This window comes from Allosphingosinicella deserti, assembly GCF_003012735.1.
In the GTDB taxonomy this organism is placed as follows: domain Bacteria; phylum Pseudomonadota; class Alphaproteobacteria; order Sphingomonadales; family Sphingomonadaceae; genus Allosphingosinicella; species Allosphingosinicella deserti.
This window is the reverse complement of the sequence record NZ_PXYI01000008.1, coordinates 220,917-235,305: the sequence shown is the minus strand read 5'-3', so window position 1 is coordinate 235,305 and position 14,389 is coordinate 220,917. Positions and strand designations below refer to the sequence as shown.

Below are 14,389 nucleotides of genomic sequence, written 5' to 3'. Positions count from 1 at the left end.
GCGCGAGGGGACGCCGCAAATACTGGAAGTCTCTCTCTCCATGTCATTCGAAACGCTCGGGCTGTCGCAGTCCGTCCTTCAGGCGCTCGCTTTGAAGGAATATACCCAGCCCTCGCCGATCCAGGCGCAGGCGATTCCGATCCTGCTCCAGGGCCGCGATCTGCTCGGCATCGCCCAGACCGGCACCGGCAAGACGGCGGCGTTCATGCTTCCCTCGATCGATCGCCTGACCGAGTCCAAGAAGCGCCCGGCGCCGCGTTCGTGCCGCATGCTCGTCCTCGCCCCGACCCGCGAGCTCGCCTCGCAGATCGCCGAGAGCGCGCGCGGCTATAGCCGCTTCTCGCACATGTCGGTCGCGACCGTGTTCGGCGGCACCTCGATCAACAAGAACCGCCAGGACGTGCAGCGCGGCGTCGACGTGCTCGTCGCCACCCCGGGCCGCCTGATCGACCTCATCGAACAGCGCCATTTGAACCTCGACAGCGTCGAGATCCTGGTGCTCGACGAAGCCGATCAGATGCTCGATCTCGGCTTCATCCACGCGCTGAAGCAGATCGTCCGCCTGCTCCCGACCAAGCGCCAGACCTTGTTCTTCTCGGCGACCATGCCGAAGACGATCCGGGATCTCGCCGACAAGTTCCTGACCGATCCGGCCCAGGTGGCGGTGACTCCGGTCGCCTCGACCGCCGAGCGCGTCGACCAGTTCGTGACCTTCGTCAACCAGCCCGAGAAGCCGGCTTTGCTGACGATGATGCTGCGCTACGGCTTCGGTCCGCAGGGCTCGATGGACCGCGTGCTGATCTTCTCGCGCACCAAGCATGGTGCCGATCGGATCGTGAAGCAGCTTGCCGCCAGTGCGATCCCGGCCAATGCCATTCACGGCAACAAGAGCCAGCCGCAGCGCGAGCGTGCGCTCGGCGAGTTCAAGTCGGGCAAGGTCAAGATCCTGATCGCCACCGACATCGCCGCCCGCGGCATCGACGTGTCGGGCGTCAGCCACGTGATCAACTTCGATCTGCCCAACGTGCCCGAGCAATATGTCCACCGCATCGGCCGCACCGCGCGGGCCGGCGCGGCGGGCGTCGCCATCGCTTTCTGTGCCGAGGACGAGCGCGCTTACTTGAAGGGCATCGAGAAGCTCACCAAGCAGAAGATCGCGATCGAGGCGCTGCCGGAGAATTTCAATAACGAGGCCAACAAGATCCGCAGCCAGGTCAAGGCGCATCCGGAAGCGGCCGCAGCCCAGGAGCGCGAAGAGCGCTACCAGGAGACCGGCCGTCACCAGCGCCCGGCCAAGCGCTTCAGCGCCAAGCCGGCAGGTGCCTCTGCGGGTCCCGGTGCGGCACGCGGCGGCCCGGGCGGCAATCGCGGCGGCCAGGGTGCCGGACGCGGGGGCCCCGGCGGTGGACGCGGCGGCCGCAATGCCGGCCGCAGCCAGGGCGCAGGCCAAGGCCAGGGCCGCCGCGAGGCGCGCTGACCGGATAGAGCGATGACCCTCTCCCGCGAGAAGGCCCTCTCCCCTGCGGGAGAGGGGTTGGGGAGAGGGGACGCTTCCAATCGGCAAGACCCCCGATCGGAGGCCTTCCCATCGGCACCGTCACACGATCGGCCCTCTTCCTTGCGGAAGGGGGCTTTTTCGTTTCCCTTGTCGACTTACCCCGCCTAACGGCCGCGCCATGCGCGCCCACCTCCTCCTCCCGCTTCTCTTCGCCTCCGCCCCCGTCTTGGCCCAGGTGGACGAACAGGAGATCGTCGTCACCGGCCGCGGCCTCGCGCCCGCCGCGGGCGAGGAGGTGTTCGACACCGTCACCCTCGACCGCACCCGCCTTGCGAATTCGGCGTCGAACCGGCTCGAAGACATCCTCCGCGACGTGCCCGGGTTCCAGCTCTTCCGCCGCTCCGACGCGCGCACCGCCAACCCCACCAGCCAGGGCGCGACCCTGCGCGCGCTCGGCGGCAACGCCTCCAGCCGCGCGCTGCTGATCCTCGACGGGGTGCCGCAGACCGATCCGTTCGGTGGATGGGTGAGCTGGCCCGCTTACGATCCGCAGCGCCTCGGCGAAGCGCGGGTGACCCGCGGCGGCGGCAGCGGCGCCTACGGCCCGGGCGCGCTCGCCGGCACGATCGAATTGTCCAGTGCCGATCCGTTCACCGGCCCGACCGCTGTCGTGGCTTATGGCAGCCGCGACAGCGTCGATGCCCATGCCGGGCTCGGCCTCGCCGCCGGCGCCGGGTTCGTCACCGTCTCCGGCGCCTATGCGCGCGGCGACGGCTTCGTGCCGATCGTGCGCGAGGATCGCGGCGCGGTCGATCGCCCCTCCCCCTACGAGCAAGCGAGCCTCGCCGTGCGCGCGGTCGCGCCGCTCGGCGGCGAAGTCGAGCTGCAGGCGAGCGGCCTCGCTTTCCGCGACGCCCGCGAGCGCGGCACCGCCTTCAGCGACATCCTCACCAAGGGCGCCGACGCCTCGCTCCGCTTGGTCGGCCGCCGCTGGACCGCGCTCGCCTACGTCCAGACCCGCGACTTCACCAACAGCTTCGCCAGCGTCGCGGCGGACCGCGCCTCCGTCAGCCAGGCCTCCGAGCAATATTCGGTGCCCTCCACCGGCCTCGGGGCGCGGGGCGAATGGCGGCCGGACCTCGGCCCGGTGGCGCTGCGGCTCGGCGGCGACTGGCGCGAGACGATCGGCGAGACCCGCGAGCTCTATTCGTTCGTCGCCGGTGCCGGCACCCGCGGCCGCGTCGCCGGCGGCCGCACCCGGACAGTCGGCAGCTTCGCCGAGGCGAGCTGGCGGAGCGATGCCTTCACCCTCACCGCCGGCGGCCGCATCGACCGCTGGTGGATCGAGGACGGCGTGCTGAACGAGCGGGTGCTCGCCACCGGCCAGCAGCTCACCGACACACGCTTCGACGACCGTTCCGGCTGGGAGCCGACCGGCCGCGCCGGCATCGCCTTCCGCCCCGGCGGCGGGGTCACGTTGCGCAGCGCAGCCTATCTCGGCTGGCGGCTGCCGACCCTCAACGAACTCTACCGCCCGTTCCGGGCCGGAACCGACGCCACCGCCGCCAATGCCGCGCTCGCGCCCGAGCGGCTGAAGGGGATCGAGGCGGGCGCCGACTGGCGGCCGGCCGCGCAGGTGCGGATCGGCGCCACCCTGTTCGCCAACCGGCTCGAGAATGCGATCGCCAACGTCACCCTCGGCCGCGGTCCGGGCACCTTCCCCGGCGTCGGCTTCGTCGCGGTGGGCGGCGAATACCGGCAGCGGCAGAATCTCGACGCCGTCGAAGCGAAAGGGCTGGAGCTCGACGCCTCCGCCCGCCTCGGCCGCTGGACGCTGTCGGGCGGCTGGTCGTGGGTCGATGCCGACGTCGACGCCGACGCACAGGCCGCGCCGCTGAACGGCCTGCGGCCGGCGCAGACCCCCCGCCACGCCGCGACGGCGACGATCGCCTGGGACGGCGGCACCGGCCGCTCCGCCAGCGTCACCGCGCGCTGGGTCGGCAGCCAGTTCGAGGACGATCTCAACGCCCAGCGCCTGCGCGGCGCCTTCACCATGGATGCCTCGGCATCCTGGCCGCTGACCCGCCGGCTCTCGCTCGAGGCGCGCGCCGAAAATCTCGCCGATGCCAGGGTCGAGGCCGCGGTCAGCGGTGACGGCATCGTCGAACGCGCGACGCCCCGCACCCTGTGGATCGGGCTCAGGCTGCGGTAACGTCAGCCGGCGCGCAGCTCAGGCCGCCCACCGCAGCGCATAATGTTCGGGAACGCCGCCCTGATAGACGATCGGGCCTTCCTGGCGGATGTCGGGGAGGAGCAGCACCTGGCGGACGATCTCCGGCACCATCACCGAGGCGACCGCGCGGCCGAGGCATTCGTGGTGGCCATAGCCGAGGGTAAAGGTCTGGTAGAGGCCGCGGCGGCTGTCGAAGGCCGGCGGATCGGTATAGCCGGCCTCGTCGAACATCGCCGCATGGGTGCAGGCGATCACCGTCGTGCCCGGCTTCACCTCGACGGCATGCGGCGTGCCGCCGCCGAGCGTGGTCGGCGTGTGACAGGTGCGGAAGAAATAGGGAAAGGCCGGATTGAATCGCAGCGCCTCGAACACGAAGCCGTCGAAATCCTTGGGATCCGGCGACGCTGCAGCCGCCTTGGCGCGCTCCAGCACGTCCGGCCGGCTCAGCAATTCGGCAAGCGCATTGTTGACCGCATGCGACGTCGTCTCGACCGCGCCGATCAGCAGACCGCCGGCATTGAACAGCACTTTCTTGAGCGGGAATTTGACGCCCTTCGAGAAGGACAGGCGCACCAGCCGCGACACCGAATCCTGGCGATCGCCGCCGAACTTCACCTGAAGCACCCGCTTCAGCAGCACCCGGCCGATATAGAAAGCGAGATGGATGTTGGCGCGCTTGCGCTCGGCGACGATGTGATCGGGATCCGGCGTCACATCGCGGTCGAACGGCTGGTTGTGGAAGGCGTCCTGCTGGTTCCAGTAGGACCAGTCGATCAGCTTCTTCGGATTGCTGCCCTGGAACCCGAAAAATTCCTGGACCAGCGACACCGGCACGGCGCGGGTCAAGGATTGCGGCGCGTCGATCGCGCCCTGCCCTTCGCGGAGCAGCGAGGCGGCACGCTCGCCGACGAATTTGCGCATCGCCGGCAGATCCTCGAAATCGAGGATCGACTTCATGATCGACTTGTCGCGCCAATGGTCGGCGGTGTCGTCCTGCGCCATGAAATAATCGCCCTGCTTGGGCTTGTAGAGATCGACTCCGAAGTCGTTCCAGCGGTTGAGGACGAGCGTGCAATCGACGTAGCGGGTGATGAACACCATGTCGTCGGGCAGCTGCAGCACCGGACGCTCGCTCTGCATCTCCGCGAAGAAGGGCTGGCGCTCGCGCATCATCAATTCGCGCACCATCGGCCATTTGTCCGCGGCGGGCGCCGCGTCGATCATGTTCAGATACTTCCCCACCCCGTTTTCCCCCTTCAGAGCGTCTTCAGATATTCGACCAGCGCGCGGCGCTGATCGTCGTTGAGCTTGTCGACGCCATAGACGTGGCCGCTGTTCGAATTGCCGCGGAGCGAAGTGTCGAAGCGGAAGCTGTTCCCCGGCGCCGCCGCATCCTGGCGGTAGCCGACATTGACGACGTCATATTCGCGAGTGCCGAGTTGGAAGGTCTTCGGCCGGTCCGCCGGCGCCCGCATCAGATCGAACAGGCTCGGCACCGACCCATTGTGGAGGAACGGCGCGGTCGCCCAGATGCCGTCCAGGGGTCGTCCCTTGTAGGCGAAGGGCGGCACGGCGTTGCCGGTCGCCGGAACGTTCGCGCGGAAGCACTTCTCGAGCCGCGCCTCGTCCTCGTCCTCGATCGCCAGCTCGATCTCGGGGGGAAGCCGGACGCCGATGAACGTGGTCGCGACGATCTCGGCTATCTCCTTCCATTTGGCGAGCAGCGCACCCTTGACGGTGGTCGCGAGCATCGTCGCGAGCGGTGCTTCGGGCGGCAGCGGAGTGCCGCTGATATAGCCGTCCTTGCGGCCCTGCAGCCGCCCGGTCTTGGCGGTGTAGGTCAGGGCGTTGCACGCCATCCATGGATCGGTGTTGTTCACCGCCTGGGCGCCGCTCGGCTGCAGCGGCGTCATCGCCACCTTGTAGACCGAATCTCCGGCGGGCGGGGTGATGTGGCAGGCCTCGCAATTGAGCTGGTCGAACAGATCGCGCCCGCTCGCCACCATCGTCTGGCGCTGGGCGGGCGTGATCGCCGCGTCGTTGAAGCTCTCCGGCCATTTCGGCGCCTTGGCGTGGCGCAGCTGCACTTCCAGCCAATCGAGATTGGTGACGTTGAGGCTCGACGGGAAACCGCCCATCTTCGGCACCGGCCTGACGATGACGTCGCCGAACACGCCGATCACCTCGCCGGCATTGCGGCCGATCGCGCCGAAATCGACGTAGCGGTCGCCGCCAAGGCCGATCCGGCCGCTGCTGACGATGCCGTTCCACTGCAGCCGATCCTGCCGGTAGATGTCCCACAGGAAGGGATAGCTGACCGGCGCGTCCGAGCGGTTGGCGGTCTGCCCCGGCGCATCGGCGAGCAACGCGACCTTGTTGAAGATATGGCCGAACGCATCGAGGCGGGCGAAGCCGTAGCGGATCGGCGCCTGCGCCTCGCCGCCATTGTTCATCCGGTCGATCGTCGCCTGCCATTTGATCAGGGCGTCGAGCGCCTGGGTCAGCATCACCCGGTTCGCCGGCGTATCGCTCTTCAGCACTTTCTTGGCGAAGCGGTCGAACTTGGCAGGATCGGTGCGGGTCGCGGTCAGCGAGCGGTCGAGCGCCTCGATGAAGCTCTGAAAATCGAGCAGGCTCGGTCCGCCGTCGACGACATGGGTCTGGCCCTGGTAGCTCAGCTGGGCGGTGTGGCAGGCCGAGCAATTGAGGCCGATCCACGGCTCGTCCTTCGGCTGCCCCTCGTACCAGCGCAGCTTGCTGAACGTGAAGCCTTCGTCCGATTGCTTGTCGACCGCGAAGCCCGCCGGAAGTGCGTCCTTGCGGGTCAGGAAGCGAAAGCTCTCCAGATTGGCGTCGTCGCGGAACGGCCGTTCGCTGTCCGCCTGCTCGAGGGCGTTGAACCATTCGAACGGCATCAGCCGCGAGCCCTGCGTCGCCTCATACCATTTGGTTCGGCCCGCCTCGGTCCAGCCGGAATCGGTGTAATCGGGTCCCGGCGGAAGCGGCTTGCCGTTGGGCTTGCAGGCCACCGTTCCGGCCAGCAATGCCGTCGAAAGAAGCAGGCACGCTACACGCAATCTTCCGCTGGACATCGTCGTCACTCCCCCTCGTTCGTCCCGGCGCGCCTCGGCCCCCGCGCAGCGCCCTGTTGGAATGTGCCCCATAATATGACGTTCGCCAAGTGCCCGCGCGCATATCGAACCGAAGCGGAGCTAAAGTTTCGGGAAGCCACCGACCTCGACTTCAGATCGGCTGCTTGGACGGGATATCTGTTATTGGCCGATCTTTCAGCAACCTGCTTTTGCCACGCATGTGCGACGATCTGCTCGAGTCCTGATCGAACCTGGACATAATCCTGATCGTATACAATGCATGAATCCACTTTGCTTTCGGTTTTGCGTTACTATCGAAATCGCGCCGGATTCACCCCGGACGAGCCGACCGTCCCAGAGTGCGACAGCGTCGCAAAGGGGGCTTGGCGGGACACCGATATGCGCAGATGGGAGATCCGACACGAGAGGAAGATCATGTTCACTGCGCTGACCCGCCGTCTGTCGCCCAAGCTCATCCTGTTCGGATCGCTGACCACCTTCCTTGCGGCGGCGCCCGCGCCGGCACCGGGTGAGAACCGCGAAATGACCCGCACCGCCGCGGTCCATGCCGCCCCGGCCGTTCGCCCGAGCACGGCACCGCCGCCGGGATTGCAGCTCCGCACGGCCGAGCCGGCAACGGCCGCGCCGGCCCCGCCGCCCGTGCGACCGGCGGAACCGCATGCACCGATCTTCACCGTGCGCTCCATCCTGGCGCTCGATCACCCGCTGGCGCCGGGCGAATATGCGTGGAGCGACGAGGGCGTGCCGGAGGGCCGCTTGACCGTGGTTGCCGATCTTACCGCAGAGAGGCTCTACGTCTATCGAGGCGGTATCGAGATCGGCCGCAGCGCGATCGTCAGCGGCTGGGGCGACAAGCCGACGCCGCTCGGAATCTTCCCGATCCTCGAGAAGGATCGCGACCATGTTTCCAACATCTACGGCGCGCCGATGCCGTTTATGCTCCGGCTGACCTGGGACGGTATCTCGATCCATGGCAGCGTCGTCAGTGCCGATTACGCCACGCACGGCTGCATCGGCATTCCCGACGAATTCGCGTCCGAACTGTTCGCGCGGGCAAGGAAAGGCGATTACGTGCTTGTAACGCGCGGCTGGAAGGCGAACGGCACCGGACGCGCCTGACGGCGCCGGCACTTCCTGTCCGCAGTGACGCTCTGCCGAGGATGGAAATGTTCATCCGACCCAGGTAAGGCGGCGAGCGATTTCGGGCGGTGGGGTTCGGCGTGACGTTTACGACATGGTTGATGCTGTTGGCGCTCGCCGGCGCGCTGGCCGCCGATGCGTTCGCGGTCGCCCTGTGCCAGGGCGCCGTGGCGCGGCCCGGCTTTCGCGGCGCCGTCCGGATCGGCGCGGCCTTCGGTGCGGCCCAGGCCTTGATGCCGCTGATCGGCTGGGCGACCGGGATCGCCTTTGCCTCGGCAATCCGCAATGTCGATCATTGGCTGGTGTTCGGGCTACTCGGCGCGCTCGGGCTCAAGACGTTGAAGGAAGGGTTGAGCGAGAGCGAATCCGATTGCAGGACGCTCTCCGGATGGACCCTGCTCGGCGCTGCGGTGGCGACCAGCATCGATGCCGCGGCAGCCGGCATCACATTGCCCTCGCTCGGGACTCATGTCGTGCTCGCTTGCGCGGTGATCGGCGGGGTCACCCTCGGCCTGTGCGCGGCCGGCGTGTTCCTCGGCGCGGCCGGCGGCCAAAAGCTCGGCAAGAAGGCCGAGATCATCGGCGGCCTGGCGCTGCTCCTTATCGGGACCAAGGTTCTCGTCGAGCACGTCTTCTTCGGCGGCTGAATTCGCCTATTCCGACGCTTGCATAACTATGCACGAAGTTGCATATCGCCACCCCCATGATTCGTACAGCCATCCTTGGAGCCTCGGGCTTCGTCGGTGCGGAGTTGCTCCGCCTTTGCGCCTCCCATCCGGAGCTCGACCCCGTGCGCCTGTTCGGCGACAGCCAGGCAGGGCTTCGCCTCGATGCGGTCCATCCCCAGCTCGCGCTCGCTTATCCCGATCTGGTGATCGAGCGCTATGCACCGGACCTGCTCGACGGTATCGATCTGGTGTTTGCCGCTCTGCCGCACGGTCATTCGCAGCGCATCGCCCCCGACGTGATCGCGCGCGACATCCCGTTCGTCGATCTCGGCGCCGACTTCCGGCTGTCGAGCGCGGAAGACTATCGCACCTGGTACAAGGAAGAGCATGCCGCGCCGGAGCTGCTTTCGCGCTTCGTCTACGGCATTCCCGAACTGCACCGCGAAGCGATCGCCGCGTCGAAGACGGTGGCCGCCGCCGGCTGCTACCCGACATCGGCGATCCTCGCCTTGCGGCCGCTGATCGATCTCGTCGATCCCGACACGATCGTGGTCGACGCCGCGTCGGGCGTGAGCGGCGCCGGCAAGGGGCTGAAGGACGAGACTCACTTCAACAGTGTCGACGAGAATTTCACCGCCTACGGCCTGCTCACCCACCGCCACACCGCGGAAATGGAAATGGCGCTCGGCGGCCGGCTGCTGTTCACGCCGCACCTCGCGCCGATGAACAGGGGCATCCTCGCCACCTGCTATGCCGTCGCCAGGGGACCCTGCGATCCGCTCGCGACGTTGAAGGCGGCCTATGCGGACGAGCCCTTCATCCATGTGTCTGAACGGCCGCCGTCCACCAAATGGACGTTCGGTTCGAACGCCGTCCACCTCACCGCACGCTACGACGCGCGCACCGGCCGGGTGCTTGCGATCGCAGCGCTCGACAATCTCGTGAAAGGAGCCGCCGGACAGATGATCCAGTGCGCCAATCTGATGCTCGGCCTTGACGAAGTGGCCGGGCTGTCCAGGGTGGGGGTCTGCCCGTGAGCGTCACCGCCGCAGAAGGGTTCGTCGCCTCCGGCTGCCATGCCGGGATCAAGCGCCGGCGCTACGACATGGCACTGGTTGCGACCGACGATCGCAAGCCGGTGGTCGCCGCCGCGGTTTTCACCCTGAACAAGTTCTTCGCACCGCCGGTGGCCGCCAGCCGCGGCCGGCTCGAGGCCAATGGCGGCCGCGCCGCCGCGATCATCGTCAATTCGGGCAATGCCAATGCCGGCACCGGCCCGGCGGGGCTCGCCGATGCCGAGGCGATGTGCGCGGCCACGGCCGAAGCGCTCGGCGTCGATGCCTCGGACGTGCTGGTCTGTTCGACCGGAATCATCGGCAACCCGCTGCCGATGGACAAGATCCTGGCCGGCACGCCGAAGCTCGCCAAGAAGCTGTCGAAGGACGGCGCCGAGGATGCCGCCAAGGGCATTCTCACCACCGATCATTGCCCGAAGGAATCGGTCGTCCGCGGATCGACCTTCACGCTCGGCGGCATGGCCAAGGGCTGCGGCATGATCGCGCCGAACATGGCGACGATGCTGGCATTCCTGACCACCGACGCCGATGTCGACCCGGCCGAGCTCAAGACGATCCTGAAAAGCGCGGTCGACCGCACCTTCAACACCTTGAACGTCGACGGCGCGACGTCGACCAACGACACCGTGATCGTCCTTGCCAGCGGCCGCCGCGGCAAGCCCGACATGGCCGAGTTCGCCGACGCGGTGCACAAGGTCTGCGAGGATCTGACCTACCAGATGGCCAAGGATGCGGAGGGCATGACCAAGATGGTCGCACTCCGCGTGACCGGTGCGATGTCCGACGAGCAGGCGCGGATCGCGGCCAAGAACATCGCCGAGAACAATCTCGTCAAATGCAGCTGGTATGGCAGCGATCCCTATTGGGGCCGGCTGCTCGGCGCCGCCGGTTCGGCCGGCGTCGATTTCGAGGCGGAGAAGACCTCGGTTGCTTATGGCGGCATCGTCGTGTCGCGCGCCGGCACCAATTTCGAGCATGATGCCGACGCGGTCGCCGCGCACATGAAGAACGAGCGGATCGAGATCGAGGTCGCGCTCGGCCTCGGCAGCGGCGAAGCCCAAGTGATCGGTATCGATCTCGGCCCCGGCTACATCAAAGAGAACAGCAAGACCTCATGACCACGGCCAATCACACTGCCAGCGTCCTCGTTCAGGCGCTGCCCTACATCCAGCGTTACTACGGCAAATCCGTCGTGGTGAAGCTTGGCGGCGCCGCGATCGATGCCGAACTCGATCGCGCCCTCGCGCAGGACGTGCTGCTGCTGCGCAGCGTCGGCGTGCGCTGCGTGCTCGTCCATGGCGGCGGCCCGCAGGTCGACGCGATGATGCGCCGCGTCGGGAAGGAGCCGGAATTCCGCGACGGGCTCCGCGTCACCGACGAGGAGACGCTGGAGATCGTCCGCATGGTCCTGGTCGGGAAGATCAATCGCGACCTGGTCGGCACGATCAACCGCGAGTCGCTCGACGATCCGGTCGCGGTCGGAGTCTCGGGCGAGGATGGCGGCCTGCTCCAAGTCGTCGCCCGCGAATCCTCGCTCGGCTTCGTCGGCGACGTCGATCTGGTGCGCGCCTCGGTGCTTCACCGCCTGCTCGACGAGGGCTTGGTTCCGGTCGTCTCGACGATCGGGGCCGACGTCAACGGCCAGCCCTACAATATCAACGCGGACGAGGCGGCACGCGCCATCGCGGTTGCGATGGCAGCGGAGAAGATCGTTTATCTCACCGCCGCCCCCGGGCTGCTCGAGGACGTCAACGACGAAAGCTCGCTGGTCCCGCGACTGACCTCGGCCGAACTGCGCGAGCGCATGGGCCACAGCAGCGTCAGCCGCGGCATGATCCCGAAACTGCAGGCCTGCGCCGACGCGGTCGATGCCGGAGTCGGCACCGCCCACATCATCGACGGCCGTGAACCCCACGCCCTGCTCGTCGAACTGCTCACCGACGAAGGCATCGGTACGATGGTCAGCCGGGAGAAAAGCTGGTGAGGGACCTTCTGACCATTGCCGAGCTCGGCCGCGACGGGCTGCTCGAGGTGCTCGCCCTGGCCGAACGCACCGATCTCGGCACGCCGCTCGCCGGCAAGGGCGTCGCACTCGTCTTCCAGAAGCCGAGCGCCCGCACCCGCAATTCGATGGAGATGGCGGTCGTCCAGCTTGGCGGCCACCCGGTCTACATCCAAAAGGACGAAGTCGGGCTCGGCACGCGCGAAAGCGCCGAGGATGTCGCCCGCACGCTTGCCTGCTATCACCAGATCATCGCCGCGCGGGTGATGGACCATGAGGATCTGCTGCGCATGGCGGCGGCGACCGAGCGGCCCGTGCTCAACATGCTCTCGGACAAGTCGCACCCGCTCCAGGCCCTGGCCGATCTGCTCACCGTCAGGCAGCTGACCGGCAAGCTCGAAGGCGCGAAGCTCGCTTATGTCGGCGACGGCGACAACAATGTCTGCCGCTCGCTCGCCGAGGCCGCCTCGCTGGTCGGAGCCGAACTCGTCGTCGCATCGCCCGAAGGCTATGGCCTGCCCGACACGCTCGACAATGTCCGTCAGGTGGTCGATCCGGCCGAAGCGGTGGAGGGTGCTGAGATCGTCTACACCGACGTCTGGGTGTCGATGGGTCAGGACGACGAGACCGAGACCCGGCTCAAGGCCTTCGCACCCTATCAGGTCGACGAGGCGCTGATCGGCCGCTGCCCCGAAGCCTGGTTCCTTCATTGCCTGCCGGCGCGCCGCGGCGAGGAAGTCACCGACGCGGTGATGGAGTGCGGGAAGAGCGCCGTGTGGCGCCAGGCCGAGAACCGCATGCACACCGCACGCGGCGCGCTCGCATGGATGCTCGAGGGCTGAACGGGATCGCGATGACCGACGCACGCGCCAAGCGCCAGAAGGCCATCGCCGAACTGATCCGGGCCGAGCCGCTCGCCAGCCAGGAGGACGTGACCGGGCGGCTGCGTGAACACGGCTTCGCCGTGACCCAGGCGACCGTCTCCCGCGATCTCGATCGCATGGGCGCCGTCAAGGTGAAGCGCGGCGGCGTCATGACCTATGCGCTGCCCGATCAGCTTTCGGACAGCGACTGGGCAGCCTCGCGCCTGCGCAAGATCGTCTCGGAGTGGGTGCAGTCGGTCGAGAGGGCCGGCAACCTCCTCGTCCTCAAGACCCCGCCGGGATCGGCGCACCTGGTCGGTCTTGCGCTCGATCAGGCGAAGCTGCCGGAGGTGGCGGGGACGATCTGCGGCGACGATACACTCTTCGTCGCGCTGCGCGACGGCAGTGATCCTGCCGAGATGGAAAAGCGCTTCCGTGCACTTGGCGAGGCACAGCGCAGCTGACAACCGGCGGACCAAAGCCGCCACGAACGCACCAACCAACCCGCCCGTCACGAGGCGGACAGAGAAGACAGGACATGTCATGACCCTTGCACCGCCTAAGAAAGTCGTCCTCGCTTATTCCGGCGGCCTCGACACTTCGATCATCCTCAAGTGGCTGCAAACCGAATATCGCGCGGAGGTGGTCACCTTCACCGCCGATCTCGGCCAAGGCGAGGAAGTCGAGCCGGCGCGGCGCAAGGCCGAACTGCTCGGCATCAAACCCGAGAACATCTTCATCGAAGACGTGCGCGAGGAGTTCGTGCGCGACTACGTGTTCCCGATGTTCCGCGCCAACACGGTCTATGAGGGCCTGTATCTGCTCGGCACCTCGATCGCCCGGCCGCTGATCGCCAAGAAGCAGATCGAGATTGCGCGCCGGGTCGGCGCCGACGCGGTCTGTCACGGCGCCACCGGCAAGGGCAACGACCAGGTCCGCTTCGAACTGGGCTATTATGCGCTTGAGCCGGACATCCGGGTGATCGCGCCGTGGCGCGAATGGGAGTTCGGCAGCCGCGAAGCCCTGATCCGCTTCGCCGAGGATCACCAGATCCCGATTTCCAAGGACAAGCGCGGCGAAAGCCCATTCTCGATCGACGCCAACCTTCTCCACTCCTCGTCCGAGGGCAAGGTGCTCGAGGATCCGGCGGTCGAGGCGCCGGAATATGTCCACCAGCGCACGATCGCGCCCGAGGATGCGCCTGACAAGGCGACGATCATCGAAATCGGCTTCGAAGCCGGCGATCCTGTATCGATCGACGGCGAGATCCTGTCGCCGGCGGCCCTGCTCACCCGCTTGAACCAGCTCGGACACGACAACGGCATCGGCCGCCTCGACCTGGTCGAGAACCGCTTCGTCGGCATGAAGTCGCGCGGCGTCTACGAGACCCCCGGGGGCACCATCCTGCTCGCTGCCCATCGCGGCATCGAATCGATCACGCTCGATCGCGGGGCGATGCATCTCAAGGACGAGATCATGCCGCGCTACGCAAGCCTGATCTACAACGGCTTCTGGTTCTCGCCCGAGCGCGAGATGCTGCAGGCGCTGATCGACAAGAGCCAGGAGCATGTCAGCGGCAAGGTGCGGGTGAAGCTCTACAAGGGCAACACCACGGTGATCGGCCGCGAGAGCCCGCTTGCCCTCTACGACCAGGATCTGGTGACGTTCGAGGAAGGCTCGGGCAGCTACGACCAGCGCGACGCCGCCGGCTTCATCAAGCTGAACGCTCTCCGCCTTCGCATCGCGGCGAAGCGCGCCCAGCGAGGCTGACGCGTCCGTACGCGCGCTCTCGGCAG

General features: G+C 67.3%; 12 protein-coding genes. 10 read left to right on the top strand and 2 right to left on the bottom strand.

Annotated features, from left to right (window positions below):
* The first annotated feature begins 40 nt into the window (after nucleotides 1-40).
* Both C7I55_RS21980 and C7I55_RS21975 read left to right on the top strand, forming a co-directional pair.
* Nucleotides 41-1,477 carry a DEAD/DEAH box helicase gene (locus C7I55_RS21980; RefSeq protein ID WP_106515170.1) on the top strand — a complete coding sequence of 479 codons (1,437 nt, stop codon included), beginning with the start codon at nucleotides 41-43 and terminating at the stop codon, nucleotides 1,475-1,477.
* Nucleotides 1,478-1,676: 199 nt separating this feature from the next.
* Complete coding sequence (locus C7I55_RS21975; RefSeq protein ID WP_106515169.1) at nucleotides 1,677-3,710, top strand: TonB-dependent receptor; 2,034 nt, start codon at nucleotides 1,677-1,679, stop codon at nucleotides 3,708-3,710.
* Nucleotides 3,711-3,728: 18 nt separating this feature from the next.
* Here C7I55_RS21975 and C7I55_RS21970 read toward each other — a convergent pair whose 3' ends face one another.
* Both C7I55_RS21970 and C7I55_RS21965 read right to left on the bottom strand, forming a co-directional pair.
* Complete coding sequence (locus tag C7I55_RS21970) at nucleotides 3,729-4,973, bottom strand: cytochrome P450 (protein ID WP_106515168.1); 1,245 nt, start codon at nucleotides 4,971-4,973, stop codon at nucleotides 3,729-3,731.
* Between the two features lie 14 nt (nucleotides 4,974-4,987).
* Nucleotides 4,988-6,823 carry a di-heme-cytochrome C peroxidase gene (locus C7I55_RS21965; RefSeq protein WP_146151111.1) on the bottom strand — a complete coding sequence of 612 codons (1,836 nt, stop codon included), beginning with the start codon at nucleotides 6,821-6,823 and terminating at the stop codon, nucleotides 4,988-4,990.
* A 435-nt stretch (nucleotides 6,824-7,258) separates the two neighbouring features.
* Between C7I55_RS21965 and C7I55_RS21960 the strand changes: the two genes are divergently transcribed.
* From C7I55_RS21960 to C7I55_RS21925, 8 genes are all read left to right on the top strand, one after another.
* Entirely contained in the window at nucleotides 7,259-7,963 is a 705-nt protein-coding gene (locus C7I55_RS21960) for a L,D-transpeptidase family protein (RefSeq protein WP_158266536.1), read from the top strand.
* A gap of 101 nt (nucleotides 7,964-8,064) precedes the next feature.
* Entirely contained in the window at nucleotides 8,065-8,631 is a 567-nt protein-coding gene (locus tag C7I55_RS21955) for a manganese efflux pump MntP (RefSeq protein WP_199193006.1), read from the top strand.
* A 56-nt stretch (nucleotides 8,632-8,687) separates the two neighbouring features.
* Complete coding sequence (gene argC, locus C7I55_RS21950; protein ID WP_106515165.1) at nucleotides 8,688-9,689, top strand: N-acetyl-gamma-glutamyl-phosphate reductase; 1,002 nt, start codon at nucleotides 8,688-8,690, stop codon at nucleotides 9,687-9,689.
* A complete protein-coding gene (argJ, locus tag C7I55_RS21945) occupies nucleotides 9,686-10,846 on the top strand; it encodes a bifunctional glutamate N-acetyltransferase/amino-acid acetyltransferase ArgJ (RefSeq protein ID WP_158266535.1) in 1,161 nt (386 codons plus the stop codon). Before argC ends, argJ begins: the two co-directional genes overlap by 4 nt.
* The gene (gene argB / locus C7I55_RS21940) at nucleotides 10,843-11,712 is read left to right on the top strand and encodes an acetylglutamate kinase (RefSeq protein ID WP_106515163.1); all 870 of its coding nucleotides are present in this window, start codon (nucleotides 10,843-10,845) and stop codon (nucleotides 11,710-11,712) included. Before argJ ends, argB begins: the two co-directional genes overlap by 4 nt.
* On the top strand, nucleotides 11,709-12,572 hold the full coding sequence (gene argF / locus C7I55_RS21935; protein WP_199193004.1) for an ornithine carbamoyltransferase: 864 nt from the start codon (nucleotides 11,709-11,711) through the stop codon (nucleotides 12,570-12,572). Before argB ends, argF begins: the two co-directional genes overlap by 4 nt.
* An 11-nt stretch (nucleotides 12,573-12,583) precedes the next feature.
* Nucleotides 12,584-13,057 carry an arginine repressor gene (argR, locus tag C7I55_RS21930; RefSeq protein WP_158266534.1) on the top strand — a complete coding sequence of 158 codons (474 nt, stop codon included), beginning with the start codon at nucleotides 12,584-12,586 and terminating at the stop codon, nucleotides 13,055-13,057.
* A gap of 79 nt (nucleotides 13,058-13,136) precedes the next feature.
* Nucleotides 13,137-14,363, top strand: coding sequence for an argininosuccinate synthase (locus tag C7I55_RS21925; protein WP_106515160.1), 1,227 nt, complete (start codon nucleotides 13,137-13,139; stop codon nucleotides 14,361-14,363).
* The last annotated feature ends 26 nt before the right edge of the window (nucleotides 14,364-14,389 follow it).